Source organism: Enterococcus sp. DIV0008, from assembly GCF_050542615.1.
In the GTDB taxonomy this organism is placed as follows: domain Bacteria; phylum Bacillota; class Bacilli; order Lactobacillales; family Enterococcaceae; genus Enterococcus_D; species Enterococcus_D innesii.
In genome coordinates, this window is the sequence record NZ_CP172937.1 from 1,037,441 (window position 1) to 1,056,134 (window position 18,694).

The 18,694-nt window shown below is 43.2% G+C and carries 20 protein-coding genes and 1 riboswitch; of the genes, 19 read left to right on the forward strand and 1 reads right to left on the reverse strand.

From position 1 onward, the window contains the following. Nucleotides 1-58 precede the first annotated feature (58 nt). The 9 genes from IGI84_RS04900 (at nt 59) to IGI84_RS04940 (ending at nt 6,668) form a co-directional block, all read left to right on the forward strand. The gene (locus tag IGI84_RS04900; RefSeq protein WP_081118793.1) at nt 59-766 is read left to right on the forward strand and encodes an AzlC family ABC transporter permease; all 708 of its coding nucleotides are present in this window, start codon (nt 59-61) and stop codon (nt 764-766) included. Continuing rightward, complete coding sequence (locus tag IGI84_RS04905; protein WP_081118792.1) at nt 759-1,076, forward strand: AzlD domain-containing protein; 318 nt, start codon at nt 759-761, stop codon at nt 1,074-1,076. The genes IGI84_RS04900 and IGI84_RS04905 overlap by 8 nt, the downstream gene beginning before the upstream one ends. A 34-nt stretch (nt 1,077-1,110) precedes the next feature. Continuing rightward, the gene (locus tag IGI84_RS04910; protein ID WP_430600854.1) at nt 1,111-1,974 is read left to right on the forward strand and encodes a CvfB family protein; all 864 of its coding nucleotides are present in this window, start codon (nt 1,111-1,113) and stop codon (nt 1,972-1,974) included. Nucleotides 1,975-2,083: 109 nt separating this feature from the next. Further along, entirely contained in the window at nt 2,084-2,536 is a 453-nt protein-coding gene (locus IGI84_RS04915) for a Fur family transcriptional regulator (protein WP_005237105.1), read from the forward strand. Between the two features lie 233 nt (nt 2,537-2,769). Continuing rightward, nucleotides 2,770-3,660, forward strand: coding sequence for a site-specific tyrosine recombinase XerD (gene xerD, locus IGI84_RS04920; RefSeq protein WP_005237104.1), 891 nt, complete (start codon nt 2,770-2,772; stop codon nt 3,658-3,660). A 14-nt stretch (nt 3,661-3,674) separates the two neighbouring features. Then, nucleotides 3,675-4,424: a segregation/condensation protein A gene (locus IGI84_RS04925; protein ID WP_005237103.1), complete on the forward strand. Its 750-nt coding sequence runs from the start codon at nt 3,675-3,677 to the stop codon at nt 4,422-4,424. Further along, the gene (gene scpB / locus IGI84_RS04930) at nt 4,417-5,001 is read left to right on the forward strand and encodes an SMC-Scp complex subunit ScpB (RefSeq protein WP_005229316.1); all 585 of its coding nucleotides are present in this window, start codon (nt 4,417-4,419) and stop codon (nt 4,999-5,001) included. Before IGI84_RS04925 ends, scpB begins: the two co-directional genes overlap by 8 nt. A 2-nt stretch (nt 5,002-5,003) precedes the next feature. Then, on the forward strand, nt 5,004-5,720 hold the full coding sequence (locus IGI84_RS04935) for a pseudouridine synthase (protein WP_060792339.1): 717 nt from the start codon (nt 5,004-5,006) through the stop codon (nt 5,718-5,720). A gap of 79 nt (nt 5,721-5,799) precedes the next feature. Then, nucleotides 5,800-5,924: riboswitch (FMN riboswitch) on the forward strand. A gap of 150 nt (nt 5,925-6,074) precedes the next feature. Then, nucleotides 6,075-6,668, forward strand: a complete 594-nt coding sequence (locus tag IGI84_RS04940) for an ECF transporter S component (RefSeq protein WP_016613081.1) — start codon at nt 6,075-6,077, stop codon at nt 6,666-6,668. A gap of 57 nt (nt 6,669-6,725) precedes the next feature. Here IGI84_RS04940 and IGI84_RS04945 read toward each other — a convergent pair whose 3' ends face one another. After that, entirely contained in the window at nt 6,726-6,941 is a 216-nt protein-coding gene (locus IGI84_RS04945) for a ferredoxin (RefSeq protein ID WP_077452650.1), read from the reverse strand. A 26-nt stretch (nt 6,942-6,967) separates the two neighbouring features. Between IGI84_RS04945 and IGI84_RS04950 the strand changes: the two genes are divergently transcribed. From IGI84_RS04950 to ilvN, 10 genes are all read left to right on the forward strand, one after another. Then, nucleotides 6,968-7,963 (forward strand): helix-turn-helix domain-containing protein, encoded by a 996-nt coding sequence (locus tag IGI84_RS04950; protein ID WP_077452649.1) that lies wholly within the window; start codon nt 6,968-6,970, stop codon nt 7,961-7,963. Beyond that, nucleotides 7,957-9,339 carry a RecQ family ATP-dependent DNA helicase gene (locus tag IGI84_RS04955; RefSeq protein WP_142962828.1) on the forward strand — a complete coding sequence of 461 codons (1,383 nt, stop codon included), beginning with the start codon at nt 7,957-7,959 and terminating at the stop codon, nt 9,337-9,339. Before IGI84_RS04950 ends, IGI84_RS04955 begins: the two co-directional genes overlap by 7 nt. A gap of 72 nt (nt 9,340-9,411) precedes the next feature. Next, nucleotides 9,412-10,038 carry an SAG1386/EF1546 family surface-associated protein gene (locus IGI84_RS04960; RefSeq protein WP_077452647.1) on the forward strand — a complete coding sequence of 209 codons (627 nt, stop codon included), beginning with the start codon at nt 9,412-9,414 and terminating at the stop codon, nt 10,036-10,038. Between the two features lie 105 nt (nt 10,039-10,143). Next, complete coding sequence (gene cmk / locus IGI84_RS04965) at nt 10,144-10,815, forward strand: (d)CMP kinase (protein ID WP_142962830.1); 672 nt, start codon at nt 10,144-10,146, stop codon at nt 10,813-10,815. A 212-nt stretch (nt 10,816-11,027) separates the two neighbouring features. After that, nucleotides 11,028-12,242, forward strand: a complete 1,215-nt coding sequence (gene rpsA, locus IGI84_RS04970; RefSeq protein WP_430600856.1) for a 30S ribosomal protein S1 — start codon at nt 11,028-11,030, stop codon at nt 12,240-12,242. 163 nt (nt 12,243-12,405) lie between these two features. Next, nucleotides 12,406-13,716 carry a ribosome biogenesis GTPase Der gene (gene der, locus IGI84_RS04975; protein ID WP_005237082.1) on the forward strand — a complete coding sequence of 437 codons (1,311 nt, stop codon included), beginning with the start codon at nt 12,406-12,408 and terminating at the stop codon, nt 13,714-13,716. Nucleotides 13,717-13,950: 234 nt separating this feature from the next. Further along, nucleotides 13,951-14,226, forward strand: coding sequence for an HU family DNA-binding protein (locus IGI84_RS04980; protein ID WP_003126821.1), 276 nt, complete (start codon nt 13,951-13,953; stop codon nt 14,224-14,226). A 568-nt stretch (nt 14,227-14,794) separates the two neighbouring features. Then, nucleotides 14,795-16,483, forward strand: coding sequence for a dihydroxy-acid dehydratase (ilvD, locus tag IGI84_RS04985; RefSeq protein ID WP_096742425.1), 1,689 nt, complete (start codon nt 14,795-14,797; stop codon nt 16,481-16,483). 2 nt (nt 16,484-16,485) lie between these two features. After that, nucleotides 16,486-18,186 (forward strand): biosynthetic-type acetolactate synthase large subunit, encoded by a 1,701-nt coding sequence (gene ilvB, locus IGI84_RS04990; protein ID WP_430600858.1) that lies wholly within the window; start codon nt 16,486-16,488, stop codon nt 18,184-18,186. A gap of 4 nt (nt 18,187-18,190) precedes the next feature. Beyond that, complete coding sequence (gene ilvN, locus IGI84_RS04995) at nt 18,191-18,667, forward strand: acetolactate synthase small subunit (protein ID WP_077452643.1); 477 nt, start codon at nt 18,191-18,193, stop codon at nt 18,665-18,667. The last annotated feature ends 27 nt before the right edge of the window (nt 18,668-18,694 follow it).

An 18,694-nucleotide genomic window follows, 5' to 3' on the forward strand; every position in this document is an offset into this window, starting at 1 on the left:
TCCCCTCCCTGTTTTCGATATGATGAAAGATAATCGTTCAAACAAGGAGGGGTTTTTTGTGCAGAAAATGGAAAGATATGATCGGTTTGAAGATGGAGTCATTGCTTGTGTACCAACGATTCTTGGGTATCTGGGCATTGGTTTTGCGATGGGGGTTGTGGGAAAAGGCGTTGGGTTGTCTATTTTAGAAATTATTTTAATGTCTATTATTGTCTATGCTGGCAGTGCCCAATTTATCATTTGCGCGTTACTAGCGATTCAAGCACCCTTCATGACGATCGTCGCAACAGTTTTTTTAGTGAATTTACGACACTTTTTGATGAGTTTGTCAGTAGCTTCCTATTTTAAAAAGACACCTTTGCTTTCTGCTATTGGGATTGGGACGCTTTTGACCGATGAATCTTATGGTGTTTTGACGACAGCACTGCAACAAGACAAACCAATCACAGCGAAATGGACCCATGGGTTGAACGTGATGGCTTATTTGAGTTGGATCTTCGCAACCTTCTTAGGCGGATTATTAGGCTCGTTTATTCCAGATCCGGAAGCGTTAGGCTTAGATTTTGCCTTGGTAGCCATGTTTGTTGGTCTTTTTTTATTTCAAGTAGAGCGACCGCTTAAGAAGAAAACCCAGCAAACCCTCTTAGTACTAGGGGCAGTTGTGGGGACATTGATTTTATTTATGCGTTTTTCGACAGCTGAGATTGCGGTAATTGCGGCGACCTTGGCAGGTTGTTTGGTTGGGACGGTGACACATCATGACTAATTTTGTTATACTAATGCTAGCATGTGGGTTGGTTACATGGATTCCGCGGATCGTTCCTTTTTTATTTTCTAAAAAGCTGGTCTTTCCGAAGTCCTTCACCATCTTTTTGAGTTATTTACCTTTGTGTATTTTGGCGGCATTGTTGGTGCAAAATTTGTTGATCTTTCGTGAAGGGCAATTTCCCCTCTTGAAAGTCAAAGAAGCTGTTGCCTGTATCCCAGCATTGTTGGTGGGGTATTATACCAAAGATTTGATGAAGATCGTTATTACAGGCGTTATTGCTATGGCACTGCTGCGTTTCTTTGTATAGCAACTGGCAGTTTTTATGAAGAAGGAGAGAATAGATGAAAGACTTATTAGCATCCGTATTTAGCGGATTGATCATTGATGAAAATGAACAAAATTATTTTGTTCAAAAAGGCGGGGTTACCTTCCGACTAGCCAAGGAAGAAGGCGAGCATCATTTAGGTGAAGCAGTCGAAGGGTTTGGCTATCAAAATCAAAAGCAAGAAAATGTGCTCACTACGAACATTCCGAAAAGCCGCAAAGGGCATTATGCCTTTGGTACAGTCACAGGAAGCCGTCGCGACTTAGGCGTTTTCGTCGATATCGGTTTAAAAGACAAAGATATGGTGGTTTCATTAGATGAATTGCCAACGATGCGGGAACTTTGGCCTAAAAAAGGGGACCGCTTGATGGTCAGCTTGCGGGTCGATGACAAAGAGCGTATTTGGGCTTCATTAGCAGATGAGAAAATTTTTAAGGCATTGAGCAAAAATGGTACGGAGCAAATGAAGAATCAAGATGTTACAGGTACCGTGTACCGTTTGAAGTTAGCGGGTACTTACTTGCTGACGGATGATTTTTATATTGGCTTCGTCCATCCATCAGAACGGTATCAAGAGCCGCGCCTTGGGGAAGTGGTCAAAGGGCGAGTGATTGGGCTTCGTCAAGATGGTGTCTTGAACCTTTCATTGAAACCAAGAGCCCACGAAGCGATCTCAAATGATGCCGCCATGGTTCTAACCTTTTTAGAACGAGCACCTGAGAACAAAATTCCTTTCACCGACAAATCAGCACCGGAAGAGATTTTACAAACATTTGGTATTAGTAAAGGCCAATTTAAACGGGCATTAGGAACCTTGATGAAACAGCATTTGATTGAGCAAAAAGACGGCTTTACGATTCTTATCAAAAAACCTAATTGAGAATACTTGTTTCTTTTATCGTTCTAATTTATAATGATTACAATGTTTGTCTTGAGTGATTCTCACTCAGATTAGAATCGTTATAAATTAACGGCATACGGAGGCAACTATGAACACAACAGCAGCGTTAAAAAAGACCAAGAAACAATTGCACGAGTCGGGGTTTAAATTAACTCCTCAGCGAGAAGCGACTTTATTGGTCTTATTAGAAAATGAGAAAGACCATTTATCCGCCGAAGAGATTTTCTTTTTTGTGCGAAAAAAAAATTCTGAGATTGGCTTGGCAACCGTCTATCGAACGTTGGAGATCTTAACGGATTTGAAAATCGTCGATAAAGTCAGCTTTAATGACGGTGTCGCTCGCTATGATCTACGCAAAGAAGGTGCCAAACACTTTCATCATCACTTGTTGTGTTTGGAATGCGGCAATATTGAAGAGGTTGAAGAGGATTTGCTGGGCAGTGTCGAAGAGATCGTTGAACAAAAGTACCATTTTTTAGTAAAGGATCATCGGTTGACATTTCATGGTGTCTGCCAAAAATGCCAAAGCAAAGCCGAGTAATTGTACTTTGGCAATTTTAAATAAACGTTTGTTATCACCCGAATGATAGTCAGATGGTTTCCAATAGGAAGAGCGCTATTTTTTCCAATTTGAAAGAAACCGAAAAATCTGCTATGATTCGGGTGTTTCCTTGGGCAAACGATATGGGTAGGTGCCTCTTTTTTATTGGCAAGCTACTATCTTAACGAGCCAGAATTTGATATGATAAAAAAGCTGAAAGTAGAGGGAGCCCCATGAACGAACAAATCATTGATTATCTTCATTATTTGACCATTGAGCGCGGGCTATCCCAAAATACCCGTGCCAGCTACCAACGAGATCTGCAACAGTATCTTGCGTTTTTACAAAAAAAACAAGTCACTCAGTGGCAGCAGATCGACCGAGTAATCGTTTTGTCTTTTTTGCAAAGTCTGCAAGAAGCGGGAAAATCCTCGGCGACCGTGATTCGGATGGTCTCTAGTTTGCGAAGATTCCATCAATTTTTGCGTCAAGAACGGTTTACCGATCATGATCCAATGCAGCATATTGATTCACCGAAAAAACAGCAGAAGCTGCCTGATACCTTGAGTTTACAAGAAGTGGAGCGGTTGATCGAAACACCGGATACGCGAGCGGTGTTGGGCATCCGTGACCGAGCGATTTTGGAAGTGATGTATGCAACGGGCTTACGTGTCAGCGAGTTGATCGGTTTGAAATTAAACGATTTGCATTTAAGTATGGGGTTGCTGCAAACAACCGGGAAAGGCGACAAAGAACGGATCGTTCCATTAGGGGATCTAGCGATTCAATGGATCGAAACCTATCTCAGCGATGCGCGTCCGTATTTGACGAGAAAAACGCCAGATGAAAGCCATCTGTTTGTGAACAACCACGGCACGCAACTGTCTCGTCAAGGGATCTGGAAAAATTTAAAGGCCTTGGTTCGACAAGCTGGGATCACCAAGAATGTGACTCCCCATACGTTGCGCCATAGTTTTGCGACCCATCTATTAGAAAACGGGGCAGATCTGCGAACGGTTCAAGAGTTGCTAGGACACGCAGATATCTCGACCACTCAGATTTACACGCATATAACGAAGAAACGGATGACGGAAGTGTACAAGCAGCACTTTCCGCGCGCCTAGAAATCGAGGATGGAATGGAAGAAATCAAAATAAAATTGGCTGTCTTTGAAGGACCGTTGGATTTGCTGCTTCATTTGATCAAAAAACTGGAGATCGATGTTTATGATATTCCAGTTGCTACCATCACCGAACAATACATGCAGTACATCCATGCCATGAAAATTTTAGAATTAGAAGTCGCTGGAGAATATTTAGTTATGGCGGCGACTTTGATGGCGATCAAAAGCCAGATGCTGTTGCCTAAACAAGAATTGATTGCTGAAGTCGAAGAGTACGAAGAAGATCCGCGGGATATGCTGGTGGCACAACTGCTAGAATACCGGAAATTTAAGTACGCAGCCGAACAGCTTTCAGAAAAAGCGGAAGAGCGCAGTTTGTATTACACGAAAGATCCAATGGATGTCGATGAATACAAAGAGGAAGAAGATCAATTAAGAGCCAATCAATTCAACACGATCGATCTCTTTTTGGCTTTTCAAAAAATGGTCGAGAAAAAGAAAAATCGCCAAGTACTAGAAACCAAGATTTCTCCTGATGAAAGCACCATCGATGAAAAGATGGCGGCGATTCAGTTGGAGATGCAGCATGTCAGTGCTAAAAAAGGCCGCAGCTTCGATTCGTTTTTTACCTCTTACAATAAAACAGAAGTTGTGGTAACCTTTATGGCACTATTAGAATTAATGAAAAAAGGAACGATTCGAGTAGAGCAAACAGACAATTATGCGTCGATTCTGCTCTATCCAACAGGTAAAGAAGATGAGTAAATATAGTGAATTAGAAGCGATCTTATTCGTCGTCGGTGATGAGGGGATCGGACTTGAAGAACTAAGTTATTTAGTCAAAAGTAATACTGCCAGTGTCTATCAGCATTTGCAGGAATTAAATCAGCAATATGAAGAAAATGAACATACTGCGTTGCATATTCTAGAAGTCGGCAATCATTTTATCTTAACCACTAAGAAACAATTTGCCCCTTTATTGAAGAAATATGCCGAATCACCGATGGGCAGTTCATTGTCGCAAGCGGCTTTGGAAACTTTGTCAATCATTGCTTACAAGCAACCGATCACTCGGATGGAAGTAGAAGAGATTCGCGGCGTCCAATCCAGCGGCTCGGTTCAAAAACTGGTGGCAAAACGGCTGATTGAAGAAAAGGGCCGCGTGGACGGACCAGGACGAGCGATCTTATACGGTACGACGGAATACTTTATGGATTATTTTGGCTTAAAAAGTTTGGCTGAATTGCCTGACATCCAATCAATGGAAGATGAACTTGAAGAAGATGCACCGTTTGATCTTTTTTACGACCGCTACAAACAAGCAGAAACAGAAGGAGAATGAAGATGGAACGTTTGCAAAAAGTGATTGCCCATGCCGGCATCACCTCAAGAAGAAAAGCTGAAGGATTGATAACCGAAGGTCGAGTGCGAGTTAATGGACAAGTAATCAAAGAATTAGGGGTCCAAGTCAGTTCAAAAGACGTCGTTGAAGTTGATGGCGTACCGATCGAACAAGAACAACACGTCTATTATTTGTTCTACAAACCTCGTGGCGTGATCTCAGCTGTTACGGATGATAAAAAGCGCAAAGTCGTTTTGGATTATTTTGCTGAAGTGCCTGAACGAGTGTATCCAGTCGGACGCTTGGACTATGATACCTCCGGTTTACTGCTCCTGACAAATGATGGGGAATTATCACAGACACTGATGCATCCAAAACACGAAGTCGACAAAGTGTATGTTGCCAAGGTCAAAGGCATTGCGGATAAAAAGCAGCTGCTCCCATTGACAAAAGGGATTCGGATCGAAGGCCGTAAGACGGCACCTGCTCGCTTTGAAATCTTATCGACAGACCAAACAGCGCAATCTAGTATTGTGCAATTGACGATCCACGAAGGTCGCAACCATCAAGTCAAAAACATGCTAAAAGCAGTGGGTTTGCCTGTGCAAAAACTAAAACGGGAAAACTATGGTCCGTTAGATCTGAAAGGTCTTCGTCCAGGGGAATACCGAGAATTGTCGAAGAAAGAAGTCAGCCAGCTGAAAAATAGTGCAAAATAGTTGAAAAGTATCTGAAAACGTAACTATTGTTAATTTTTAGATTTTGTGTATAATAGAACATGTAATAAATAGAATAAAGGTTCGTCTTCAGGGGCAGGGTGCAATTCCCGACCGGTGGTTATAGTCCACGACCTATTTCTTCGGAAATAGCTGAATCGGTGAAATTCCGATACCGACAGTACAGTCTGGATAAAGAAGATAGAGCGTATTTGATTTGCTTATGGCTATTTCGAATGCCCTCTTTTTTCCCTGTGGAAAAAAGAGGGCATTTTTTGTCTGGCGCCGACAAGAAAGCCGAGGAAATTTAATAGGTTCGTTTGAAGAGGAATCCTGAACTTAGGAGGATTTATACTGATGAACAACAAAACAAGAAAAATGGTGACAATCGCCATGTGTGCTGCTATGGGAACAATTTTGCAATTTATCGCTTTTCCAATTTTTCCGGCATTCAGCTTTCTAAAGATCGATTTTAGTGATATTCCCGTCATGATCATGATGTTTTTATTTGGTCCTTGGAGTGGGGTAGTGACTGCCTTCATTCGTTCGGTCCTACATTTGTTCTTATCTGGTTTTTCACCTGCTGATATGGTGGGGGATACGGCAAGCTTTTTAGCATCATGTGCCTTTACTTTACCAATGTACTACTTTTTCCGCAAAGGTATCCACACCAAAAATAAAATGGTTGGTGTCATCAGCGGTATCTTGTCGGTAACGATTTTTATGAGTGTGGCGAACCTATTTGTGATCACACCGCTTTACCTACGCTTTTTCGGGGTCACAGCTGATCAATTTTTAGGAATGTCTTTGCCGCAATATGTGGCGATCGGGATCTTACCTTTCAATTTGGTTAAAGGCGCAATCGTCAGTGCCGTCTTTTTAGCACTACATGCCAAACTGCTGCCATGGTTGGCTCGTAAGCAGCCCCATCATTCTGCTATAGGAAAATAAAAAATGAGCCGACTTGCTGTTGCAGACGAAAGGTCTGTCAATGGCAGGTCGGCTTTTTTATTTTTCCATGATAATCGCACGGGTAGGGCATTTGCGATAAGCAGTTTTGACTTTTTCTTGTTGTTCTTCTATGATAAACTGTTGCCGAGCACTCGGTTCTTGGGCAAATAAAACGATCCCATCTTCATCATAATCGAAGATCTCGGGGGCATAGATCGCACATAGGCCACAAGCAATGCAGCGCTCAGGAACAATTTTACAGCGTTGTGACATTTTTTAGTCCTTTCTGGAGGGAAGATATGGATTCTTTTATTTTAGCGCTGTTTTCTGATACTGACAAGCTACGCCCATCGACACTTTATCAAATTCTCATTGGAAAGCGTACTAGCTCTGTTTTGAGTTATGCCTTTTTTTATGATCGCTTAGGTCTTTTTCAAGCGATGCCACAGTTGAATGAGAGGGAGTATCAACAGACGATCGCTGACTTGATCCAACAAGGGATGTTAAGTCGGGATTCAGATGGTCTGCTGCTCAAAAGGACCGTTGCAAATTATGAGCAGTCCAGAGAAATGTTGTTGCATCAGATGGATTATTTTCGGTATGGACGAACGACGGAGGAGGCTTGGCGTTTTGTCCGACTGCTGGTTCAAGCAGCTGCATATCAAGGGGTGACCAATCAGTATATTCCTGTTGAGAACACGCCCTTATATACAGAACCTGTGCGTCGACTGATCCATCAATACCCTGAAATCAAAAAGATCACTCATCGAGAACTTTCGGCAGTTTTTGACCAGCTTCCCGCAGAAGTTGCAGATTTTTTAGCGGGCACCTTATCTGGTCCTGATCTTCTTGGGCAGGCGTTTTTCCAACTTTTGCCAGAATCTGTACAAGGTAAGCCTTGGGACAATCTTTATGTAGGAGCTGCGATCCATCAATTTTTAGCCCTGGTCGAAAAAGAGCCGCAGATGGTACTGTTTCAAGGATTATCGCCTTTTCTAAATAGGAATCTGAATCAAAGTATGCTGGAAAGTCGTGCATTATTCTTGCAAGGAGCTTCTGTTGAGCAGATCATGGAAAAAAGAAGGATCAAACGAGGAACCGTTAATGATCATTTGATTGAATGGGCACTGCTTGATCCGACATTTCCGTATCAGCGCTTTGATACAGCGTTGCTGAATAAGCTGCCAGCAACTTCTTGGAAAAACAGCTATCAAGAATTACAGGAACTTCTGGCGACAGATTTTTTGACGATCCGTTTGTTACAGATTGCTCAGAAACGGGGGATTCGATGTTAGAAAACGCACTGAATCAGTACTTTGGCTTCAAAACATTTCGTCAAGGACAAAAAGAAGTCATCGAAAGTGTTTTAGCGCAGCAAGATACGTTAGCGATTCTGCCTACCGGGAATGGCAAAAGTCTCTGTTATCAGCTGCCAGGGTACCTCATAGATGGCATCGTGATCATTATCTCACCGCTTGTTTCTTTAATGGAAGATCAAGTCTATGGCTTACAAAAGCAAGGGGAAAAACGCGCGATTGCATTTAATAGTCAACTGGACCTTGCCGATCGTCACTATGTGATGCAGCACTTGCAGAAGTACAAATTTTTGTTTTTAAGTCCAGAAATGATCGTGCAAGAAGCCATTTTGCAACAACTCGAACAAGCAAAGATCGCTATGCTCGTGGTGGATGAAGCTCATTGTGTTTCCCAATGGGGCATTGATTTTCGACCAGAGTACTTGCAGCTTGGTGAAGTAAAAAAACGCTTGAAGACACCCGTCACATTAGCTTTGACGGCTACTGCTACGGCACAAGTCGAAGCAGATATTCGGCAAGTGTTGTTAGCAAAGAACGCCAATGTCTATCGTTATTCGATGAACCGCAGCAATATTGGCTTGTTCGTAGAGCAAACAACAGACAAAGATGCGGCATTAGCAGACTATCTCAGCCGCTTAGGCGGGGCTGGGATCATTTACTGTTCCACAAGAAGCAAAGTCGAAGAAGTCTATAATAAACTGCGTCAGCGCTATACGGTAGGTTATTATCATGGTGGTTTAGCGAGTGATCAAAGAAAAACGTTGCAGCAGCAGTTTTCTCAGAATAAATTAAAATTGCTCGTCGCAACCAATGCGTTTGGGATGGGGATCAATAAAGAAGATATTCGTTTTGTGATCCATTATGACTTGCCTGATTCGCTGGAAAACTACAGTCAGGAAATCGGTCGAGCAGGCCGCGATGGCAAACAAAGCAGTGCGATCTTGCTTTATCAGGAACACGATGAGCAGATTCACTACTTCTTTCAGCGAGAAAACAAAGAAGAACGCCGTGCTTTAGAACGAATGGTTCAGGAAAAGAGGAAAGAACCCTTGACACCACTGCAAGAAAAATGGCAGCAGAAGATGAAGGAGTTGGGGGCTGCGTTTTGGCTGGAAACGCTAAAACAAAACGAACAGCAAAAGCAAGAACAATTACAAAAAATGTTGGCTTATATTCATTTTACCGGTTGCCGCCGTCAGTTTTTATTGGCGCATTTTGGAGAAGAAGTGCAACAGAATCCTTATTGTTGCGACAATGACGGGATCGAATTGGCAGTAGAAGAAGAGCTTTTAGAAAAAAAAGTCATCCTTCATTGGCAAGAACGTTTAATAAAAATTTTTAAAGATATAAATTGAATCGTATTTTGCAGGACAGTTTTTATTTACCTATGGTATAATACATCGGAAGGAAACTAGGAGGGAATACGAGTGAGCAAGAAAGACAATGACTACAATTCAGAAAATCAAGAACCGTGGGAACAACCAATCTATGATACAGAATACGATGATTCTGCATCAAGATCCCAACAAAGAAAACAAAAGCGTGGGAATTCACTCTTTTTGACGATCGTTTTAGTTTTGCTTTTCTTGATCGTGGCAATTCCGGTTGGTGCCGGTATTTGGGTGTTGAATCATAACAGTGATGCCCCGACCGCAGCAAGTTCGAGCAGTACAGTAGAAAGTACGACAGAATCTTCGACAACCGAGTCATCAACAACGGAATCATCCACTACTGAATCGACAAGGGAAACGAGTTCGTCAACAAGTGAATCAAGTTCTTCATCAAGCAGTAGCAGTTCTGCACCAGCTTCAACGACGCCATCAAGTAGTAGTGAGCCGGCTCAACAAGAAAACAATGCAGGGCAAGACACTACGCAAAATAATCAAGGGCAAGGAGCGACTGGTACCGAGGAATATACGACGGTGCAAGCAGGTGAAGGTCCTGAACAAGTGGCAGCCCGTACAGGCATCTCAGTTGAAACCCTATATCAATTAAATGGGATTGATCCAAACAACTACATGCTATACCCTGGCGACACATTACGAATTAAATAAAAAACCGCTTTGGCGGTTTTTTTTCTTGGTAGGAAGAAGCCAAGGTGAACGATAAGCAGAAACGATGAAGGAATACACATCGTTGGGAAACGAGGAGTAAGAAAAATGAAAAAAATCAACATCGCTATTGATGGTCCTGCGTCATCGGGAAAAAGCACAGTGGCAAAAATCATCGCCAATGACTTAGGGTTTATTTATACAGATACCGGTGCCATGTATCGCAGCATCACGTATTTGGCCTTAAAAAGCGGCTGTTCACTAGAGGATGAAGCGGCGATCGCTGCTTTGATCGATCAATACCCCATCACTTTTGAACCAACTGAACACGGTCAAGAGGTCTTTGCAGGAGGAGAGCAAGTCACAGAAGCGATCCGTCAGCCAGAAGTAACCAACGCAGTTTCGAAGGTGTCGGCATACCCTGCGATCCGCGAAAAACTCGTCCAACAACAGCAGATGATCGCTAAAGATGGCGGTGTCGTGATGGATGGCCGCGATATTGGTACGGCGGTTTTACCACAAGCAGAAGTCAAGATTTTTCTGGTAGCAAGTGTGGAAGAACGGGCGCAGCGCCGTTTCAAAGAAAATCAGCAAAAAGGGATCGGTACCGATTATGAGACCTTGAAAGAAGAGATCCAGCAAAGAGATTATTTGGATTCCCATCGGGAAGTCTCGCCTCTGAAACAAGCAACAGATGCCGTTCGAATCGACACCTCCGGTTTAACGATCGAGCAAGTCGTAGAAGCAATCAAAAAAACGATCCAAGAAAAGATCAACTAACGAAAACAGTGGGTGTTCCCCATTGTTTTTTTATTTTTCCTACGAAAAAGATGAAAGCAAGCAAGAAAACAGACGTGAAAAGACTTTTTCAACGAAAAAACCGTAGTTTTTTAGGAAAATAAGAGAAATCGCTTTATTTTTTTTTCATTCTATTTTAAACTAAAAGATGTAGTGCAATTATTGCAGAATTGTTGGTTAGGAGGACATGAGAGATGACAGAATTTGAAAATAATCAGGTTGAGAGTGGAAATGAATCAATGGAAGCCGCTTTAGACAATTTCCAAGAAGTAAAAGTTGGAGATATCGTTAAAGGCGAGGTATTGGCCATTGAGGATAAACAAGCGATCGTAGGGATCGAAGGCGCCGGCGTTGAAGGCGTTGTTCCTGCAAAAGAATTATCGACTTTACCTGTTGAAGACATCAACGAAGCAGTCAAAGTAGGGGATGTCTTAGAATTAGTTGTGATTTCAGCAATTGGTAAAGACAAAGAAAACGGCAGCTATCTCCTTTCTAAACGTCGCTTAGATGCGAAAAAAGTTTGGGAAGATATCGAAAAAGATTTCCAAGAAGGAAAAATCATCGAAGCCCCAGTCACCAACGTCGTTAAAGGCGGGTTAGTGGTTGATGTAGGTGTTCGTGGTTTTGTTCCGGCATCAATGGTCGAAGATCATTTTGTTGCGGATTTTGAAGATTACAAAGGGAAAACATTGACCTTTAAAATCGTTGAGATCGAGCCTTCTGAAAACCGCTTGATCCTTTCTCATAAAGCTGTTGTTGAAGCAGAAAAAGCAAAACAAAAAGAAGCGTTATTAGCTGATTTATATGAAGGACAAGAAGTAGAAGGAAAAGTAGCTCGTTTGACTGATTTTGGTGCCTTCGTAGACCTAGGCGGCATCGATGGACTTGTCCATGTCTCTGAAATTTCACATGGGCATGTTGGCAAACCGAGTGACGTTTTGTCTGTTGGTGATACCGTCAATGTTCGTATCTTATCTGTTGATGCAGACAAAGAACGTGTGTCTCTTTCAATCAAAGACACATTGCCTGGACCTTGGACCAATATCGAAGAACAAGCGGCTGTTGGCAGTGTCTTAACTGGGACTGTTAAACGTTTGACAAGCTTCGGTGCGTTTGTGGAAGTCTTCCCAGGTGTTGAAGGGCTGATCCATATTTCACAAATCTCCCATAAACACATTGCGACGCCACATGAAGTCTTACAAGAAGGCGATGAAGTGCAAGTGAAAGTGCTTGAAGTGAACCCTTCAGAACACCGAATCGCATTAAGCATCAAAGCATTAGAAAAAGCCGAAAACACCAATGAAATACAAGAAGTTTCAGAGGATGATTATCAATTGCCAGAAGAATCAACCGGGTTTACCATGGGTGATATCTTAGGCGATGCCTTAAAAGACAGCGACGAAGAGTAATTGTATGCCATCAGCTTATAACGATTCGATGTTTGAATTTGTTATAAGCTGATTTTTTGTTTGCTGGGAAAGCTTGCAACTTTCCATGGCTTTAGGTAAACTAAGTAAGATTGAATACAAGAAGCAGCGTACAAGGACTGCTTTTTTAAATGGAGGGTAAAAAATGTCAAATCCAACAATAGCGATCGTTGGACGTCCGAATGTGGGGAAATCGACCATTTTCAACCGGATAGCTGGAGAACGAATTTCGATCGTTGAGGATACTCCAGGAGTGACCAGAGATCGTATTTATGCCACTGGTGAATGGCTAGGCCGTGAGTTTAGCGTAATCGATACAGGTGGGATCGATTTAAGTGATGAGCCGTTTATGGATCAAATCAAGCATCAAGCAGAAATCGCCATCGATGAAGCAGATGTCATTGTTTTTATTACGAGTGCTCGTGAAGGAGTAACAGATGCGGACGAGCTTGTGGCTCGTTTGTTATACAAAAGCAACAAACCCGTGATTTTAGCGGTCAACAAAGTTGATAATCCCGAGATGCGTAACGATATCTATGAATTCTATGGTTTAGGTCTGGGCGATCCATACCCGATCTCAGGAAGTCATGGATTAGGGATCGGTGATGTTCTTGATGAAGCAGTCAAACACTTCACCAATGAAGCGGAAGAAGAAGACGATTCCATCATCAAGTTTAGTTTGATCGGTCGACCAAACGTCGGGAAATCCTCTTTGATCAATGCGATTCTTGGAGAAGAGCGAGTGATCGTTTCAGATATCGAAGGAACGACTCGTGATGCGATCGATACCCATTTTACTAGCGAAAGCGGTCAAGAATTTACCATGATCGATACCGCCGGCATGCGTAAAAAAGGGAAGGTCTACGAATCTACTGAAAAATACAGTGTCATGCGAGCAATGCGGGCCATTGAACGCTCAGACGTCGTCTTGATGGTCTTGAACGCCGAAGAAGGAATTCGCGAGCAAGACAAACGGATCGCTGGCTATGCCCATGAGGCAGGCCGTGGAATCATTATTGTTGTCAATAAATGGGATACATTGAAAAAAGAAACGAATACGATGCGTGATTTTGAAGAAGAGATCAGAGATGAATTCCAATATTTGGATTACGCGCCAATCATTTTTGTTTCCGCAGTGACGAAGCAGCGCTTGAATAAGCTGCCGCAATTGATTGAAGAAGTCAGCATGAATCAAAACATGCGTATTCCATCTGCGTTGTTGAATGACGTCATTATGGACGCTGTGGCGATCAACCCAACACCAACAGACAAAGGCAAACGTTTGAAGATTTTTTATGCGACGCAAGTAGCTGTCAAACCGCCAACTTTTGTTATTTTTGTCAACGAAGAAGAACTGATGCATTTCTCTTATGCACGTTTCTTAGAAAATCAAATCCGCAAGGCATTCACTTTTGAAGGAACGCCGATTCGGATCATTCCTCGCAGAAGAAAATAGAGATTTTATCATACTTTGTTTCTTTTTACAAAGAAATCTGTCCTTTTCTAGCAAAATGGGAAAAAACCAAAAAAAAACCCCCTAAAAACGTTAAAATCCTTGATATTACAAGGTTCTTATGATAACGTTATATCAGAATATTGATGGTAATCAATATTTGACAAAAACCTTGGACCACTCAAGATTTTTGTTGATGCATGACATCAAAAAAAATATCAGGAGGTGAAACCATCCATGGCAAATAAAGCAGAATTAATCGAAAAAGTTGCAGCAGCTACTGACTTAACTAAGAAAGATGCAACTGCAGCAGTAGACGCTGTATTCTCAACAATTCAAGACGCTTTAGCTAACGGTGAAAAAGTTCAATTGATCGGCTTTGGTAACTTTGAAGTTCGTTCTCGTGCAGAACGCAAAGGACGCAACCCACAAACTGGTGAAGAAATCAAGATCCCTGCTAGCAAAGTACCTGCATTCAAACCAGGTAAAGCTCTTAAAGACGCAGTGAAATAATTGAGTCTTGTAGAAACCCTTGAGTAATCAAGGGTTTTTTCTTTTGCTTAAATATTGGTTGTTGCCATGCGGTTGTCATCTGGAAAGTAAGCAATCACATTTTATTGTCAGAAAATTCAAAATAATAGTGTGTTTTTCTTTTGATCTAAAAAAAACACTTAGCGCCAATGCTTACTCACTTTTGGATATAATCACCCTTGATACAAAAGAGATCTTAACAAAAACGGGAAACCGATTAAATGACATCCAATGTTAGAATGGGCTTGATAGAATTGTCATTATTGAAAAAAAATTCAGAAAATTCGTTGACAAGTGTTTTTGCAAAGGGTATATTGGTAAACAATTACAAGAACGTTACTATTTCTAATGAAGGAGCCATTTTCTATGCGTAATTTTAATCAATATTTATTAGTCATTATTATTGATACCAGGACTTAGAACACGGAAGCAAAAATTATCCGTTTGTTTGAGTCCTATTTGCGTAAGTAAAATGGGATTCTGGCAAAGCATCCCAGTTTTTTATAACCGGGATGCTTTTTTTTATTCCAAAATGCAGGAGATGATGAGTGTGAGAAGTGATCAAATTAAAAAAGGGATCGATGCAGCGCCAGCTAGGAGTCTGCTCTATGCCACAGGACAAGTTAAAAATATCCATGATATGAACAAACCATTTATCGCGATATGTAATTCCTATATCGATATCGTACCCGGACATGTGCATTTACGGGAGTTAGCAGATATCGCTAAAGAAGCGATTCGTGAAGCTGGCGGCATCCCTTTTGAGTTCAATACGATCGGCGTGGATGATGGCATTGCGATGGGACATATTGGCATGCGTTATTCGCTACCTAGCCGAGAATTGATCGCTGATTCTGCAGAAACCGTCATCAATGCCCACTGGTTTGACGGCGTATTTTATATCCCAAATTGTGACAAGATCACTCCTGGCATGATTTTAGCAGCGATGCGGACCAACGTACCAGGAATCTTTTGTTCCGGCGGTCCGATGAAAGCCGGCATTGATCCTCGGGGACATCAAATAACCTTATCTTCCATGTTTGAAGCCGTTGGGACGTACAAGACGGGTAATATGACAAAAGAAGATTTTGAGTTTATGGAACAAAATGCCTGTCCGACTTGCGGCTCCTGCGCAGGGATGTTTACTGCCAACTCGATGAATTGCCTCTTAGAAATCTTAGGATTGGCAATGCCAGGCAATGGCACGATCCTCGCTGTGTCTCAAGAGCGACGAGAACTAGTTAGACAAGCCGCCTTTAAGTTGATGGATCTTGTTGAAAAACAAGTCAAGCCTCGCGACATCGTGACCAAAGAAGCTATTGATGATGCCTTCGCTTTAGACATGGCGATGGGGGGTTCCACCAACACAGTGCTGCATACCTTAGCGATCGCCAATGAAGCAGAGATTGACTATGACTTAAGACGGGTCAATGAAATCGCTAAAAGAGTGCCTTATCTCTCAAAAATCGCGCCATCATCAGCCTATTCGATGCACGATGTCCATGAAGCTGGCGGCGTTTCGGCAATCATAAGGGAGCTTTGTGATATCGAGGGAGCGATTCATCCCGATCGACCGACTGTTACCGGTAAGACGTTACGAGAAAATGTCGCTGAAGCGAAGATCCACAACGAAGAAGTCATTCATCCCAAAGAAAACCCGTATAGTCCTGTGGGGGGGCTATCGATCTTGTACGGCAATATCGCCCCAGAAGGCAGTGTCATCAAGGTCGGTGGGGTCGATCCAAGTGTCCAAGTATTCAAAGGGAAAGCGATCTGTTTTGATTCTCATGATGAAGCAGTTGCTGCCATCGACAACCATACCGTACAAAAAGGACATGTTGTAGTGATCCGCTATGAGGGTCCGAAAGGAGGACCAGGTATGCCAGAAATGCTGGCGCCTACCTCAAGTATCGTTGGTCGTGGGTTAGGCAAAGATGTCGCCTTGATCACCGATGGCCGCTTTTCAGGAGCGACCCGAGGAATCGCGGTTGGCCATATTTCGCCAGAAGCTGCAGCCGGGGGCCCACTAGGGCTAGTCAACGACGGTGATGAAATCATAATTGATTTGCCAAATCGGACGCTAAATCTGCAAGTTTCAGAAGAAGAACTTGCCACGCGTGCGCAAGAACGACCAAAGTTTCGTTCGAAAGTGAAGAAAGGCTGGCTTGCACGTTATACCGCTTTAGTGACCTCTGCGAATACGGGCGGGATTATGCGAGTACCTGATGAGGAGGAGTAGCAATGGAAAATATCGAGTATCAAGCATCGCATCTAAGGACTGGCGCGCAAGTGTTAGTGGACAGCTTACAAGAGCAAGGCGTCGAGATGATCTTTGGCTATCCGGGTGGCGCCGTCCTGCCGTTGTATGATCAATTATATGATGCCGCGATTCCGAATATTTTGACGCGTCACGAGCAAGGGGCGATCCACGCCGCTGAAGGCTATGCCAAAGCTACTGGCAATGTTGGGGTCGTTTTAGTGACTAGCGGACCAGGTGCTACAAATGTTGTTACGGGCATTGCTGATGCCATGAGTGATTCCGTACCGTTGGTGGTTATCACAGGGCAAGTGGCGGTACCAGGAATTGGCAAAGACGCTTTTCAAGAAGCGGATATTCTAGGTATCACGTTGCCGATCACGAAACACAACTACCAAGTCCGCTGTGTCGATGAGTTGCCGAAAGTGATCGCTGAAGCCTTTCACATCGCTTCAACTGGTCGTAAGGGACCAGTTGTCATCGACCTTCCGAAAGATATTACCCTACAAGAAACCGCCGAAACCTGCTCGTTGCCGATCACAAGGAAAAGCTATCAACCGACTGCAGAGCCATCTCGTCTGCAAATCGAAAAATTGATGCAAGTTCTAGAAAAAGCACAGCGACCAGTGGTACTGGCGGGTGCAGGCGTGATCGCTGCCGAAGCTGCGGCTGAACTAAATGCATTTATTGCCAAGTACAAGTTGCCGACAGTCACAACGTTGCTCGGCTTAGGCTTGCTGCCAAGTGATCATCAATTTTTCTTGGGCATGGGCGGTATGCATGGCACCTATGCGGCGAACATGGCTTTATCGGAAGCCGATTTGATTATCAATATCGGCTCTCGCTTCGATGATCGTTTAGCAACGGCCGGCAGTCAGTTCGGCAAGCAGGCGATCGTTGCTCATATCGATATCGACCCAGTAGAGATCGGCAAGATCGTAGAAACTAAGATCCCAATCGTTGGCGATGCCAAGGCTGCTTTGCAACAAATGCTGCGCTATAAGCCAACAAGAGGAACATGGTCTGACTGGTTGGATCTATGCCAAAAACGGAAAAAGGAAAAACCTTATCGCTATGATCGCACCCAGACACAAGAAATCAAACCGCAAAAGGTCATCGAAGAAGTAGGACGTTTGACCAAAGGAGAGGCTTACGTCATTACCGATGTTGGGCAACATCAAATGTGGGTCGCGCAGTATTATCCGTTTCGCTTTCCTAAACAATTGATTACCAGTGGCGGACTGGGCACGATGGGCTATGGGATCCCTGCAGGAATTGGTGCCCAATTTGCTCATCCAGAAAAAATGGTCGTGGTGTTTGTTGGCGATGGTGGATTTCAAATGACGAACCAAGAATTTGCGATTTTGAATGAGTATGGCTTGAATGTCAAATTTGTTTTGTTGAACAATCGTTCGTTAGGAATGGTCCGTCAATGGCAAGAAACCTTTCATGGCAAACGACGCTCTGCCTCTGTTTTTGCACAACAACCTGATTTTGTTAAACTGGCACAAGCTTACGGCATCGAAGGCTGTCGGATCGATGCCCCAGAGCAACTGGCAGATCAATTGGCAGCAGCTTTTTCTCAATCAGGACCGCAGCTGATCGAAGTAATGGTCTCGCCCTCAGAGCACGTGCTGCCGATGATTCCACCGGGGAAAGCCAATCATGAAATGATGGGGGTCTAAGGAGATGAAACGGGTATTAGCAGCAATCGTTCATAATGAAGCAGGTGTTTTGAGCCGCATTACGAGTGTCTTAAACCGCCGACAGGTCAATATCGAGAGTATCTCTGTCGGCACAACGGAACGGCCAGAATTTTCACGAATGACGATCATTGTCAACGTGAACGATTTGGCAGAAACAGAACAAGTGACTAAGCATCTGAACAAACAGATCGATGTCTTGAAGGTTTCTGATATCACAGAAATTCCTCATATCGAACGGGAGCTGGTGCTGATCAAAGTCAATGCACCAACTACCAGCCGCTCGGAGATCCAAGCAGTGATCGATCCGTTTCGAGCGCACATTGTCGATGTCGCACTGAAAACGATCGTTGTGCAAGTTGCCGGCGATACAAAAAAGGTAGAAGCATGCATCGAAGTTTTGCGTCCCTACGGGATCAAACAGTTGGCACGAACAGGGGTCACGGGTTTTACAAGAGGGTAAGTGCAATTTTGAATTGCTTAAAATAAA

Excerpts from the sequence above, each read along its gene's own strand:
- IGI84_RS04980 (WP_003126821.1), top strand. The coding sequence starts at position 13,951 with ATGGCAAATAAAGCAGAATTAATCGAAAAAGTTGCAGCAGCTACTGAC.
- IGI84_RS04945 (WP_077452650.1), bottom strand. The coding sequence starts at position 6,941 with ATGTCACAACGCTGTAAAATTGTTCCTGAGCGCTGCATTGCTTGTGGC.
- IGI84_RS04910 (WP_430600854.1), top strand. The coding sequence starts at position 1,111 with ATGAAAGACTTATTAGCATCCGTATTTAGCGGATTGATCATTGATGAA.
- IGI84_RS04955 (WP_142962828.1), top strand. The coding sequence starts at position 7,957 with ATGTTAGAAAACGCACTGAATCAGTACTTTGGCTTCAAAACATTTCGT.
- scpB (WP_005229316.1), top strand. The coding sequence starts at position 4,417 with ATGAGTAAATATAGTGAATTAGAAGCGATCTTATTCGTCGTCGGTGAT.
- rpsA (WP_430600856.1), top strand. The coding sequence starts at position 11,028 with ATGACAGAATTTGAAAATAATCAGGTTGAGAGTGGAAATGAATCAATG.
- IGI84_RS04925 (WP_005237103.1), top strand. The coding sequence starts at position 3,675 with ATGGAAGAAATCAAAATAAAATTGGCTGTCTTTGAAGGACCGTTGGAT.
- xerD (WP_005237104.1), top strand. The coding sequence starts at position 2,770 with ATGAACGAACAAATCATTGATTATCTTCATTATTTGACCATTGAGCGC.
- cmk (WP_142962830.1), top strand. The coding sequence starts at position 10,144 with ATGAAAAAAATCAACATCGCTATTGATGGTCCTGCGTCATCGGGAAAA.
- IGI84_RS04935 (WP_060792339.1), top strand. The coding sequence starts at position 5,004 with ATGGAACGTTTGCAAAAAGTGATTGCCCATGCCGGCATCACCTCAAGA.
- ilvB (WP_430600858.1), top strand. The coding sequence starts at position 16,486 with ATGGAAAATATCGAGTATCAAGCATCGCATCTAAGGACTGGCGCGCAA.
- ilvN (WP_077452643.1), top strand. The coding sequence starts at position 18,191 with ATGAAACGGGTATTAGCAGCAATCGTTCATAATGAAGCAGGTGTTTTG.
- IGI84_RS04950 (WP_077452649.1), top strand. The coding sequence starts at position 6,968 with ATGGATTCTTTTATTTTAGCGCTGTTTTCTGATACTGACAAGCTACGC.
- der (WP_005237082.1), top strand. The coding sequence starts at position 12,406 with ATGTCAAATCCAACAATAGCGATCGTTGGACGTCCGAATGTGGGGAAA.
- IGI84_RS04905 (WP_081118792.1), top strand. The coding sequence starts at position 759 with ATGACTAATTTTGTTATACTAATGCTAGCATGTGGGTTGGTTACATGG.
- IGI84_RS04940 (WP_016613081.1), top strand. The coding sequence starts at position 6,075 with ATGAACAACAAAACAAGAAAAATGGTGACAATCGCCATGTGTGCTGCT.
- IGI84_RS04915 (WP_005237105.1), top strand. The coding sequence starts at position 2,084 with ATGAACACAACAGCAGCGTTAAAAAAGACCAAGAAACAATTGCACGAG.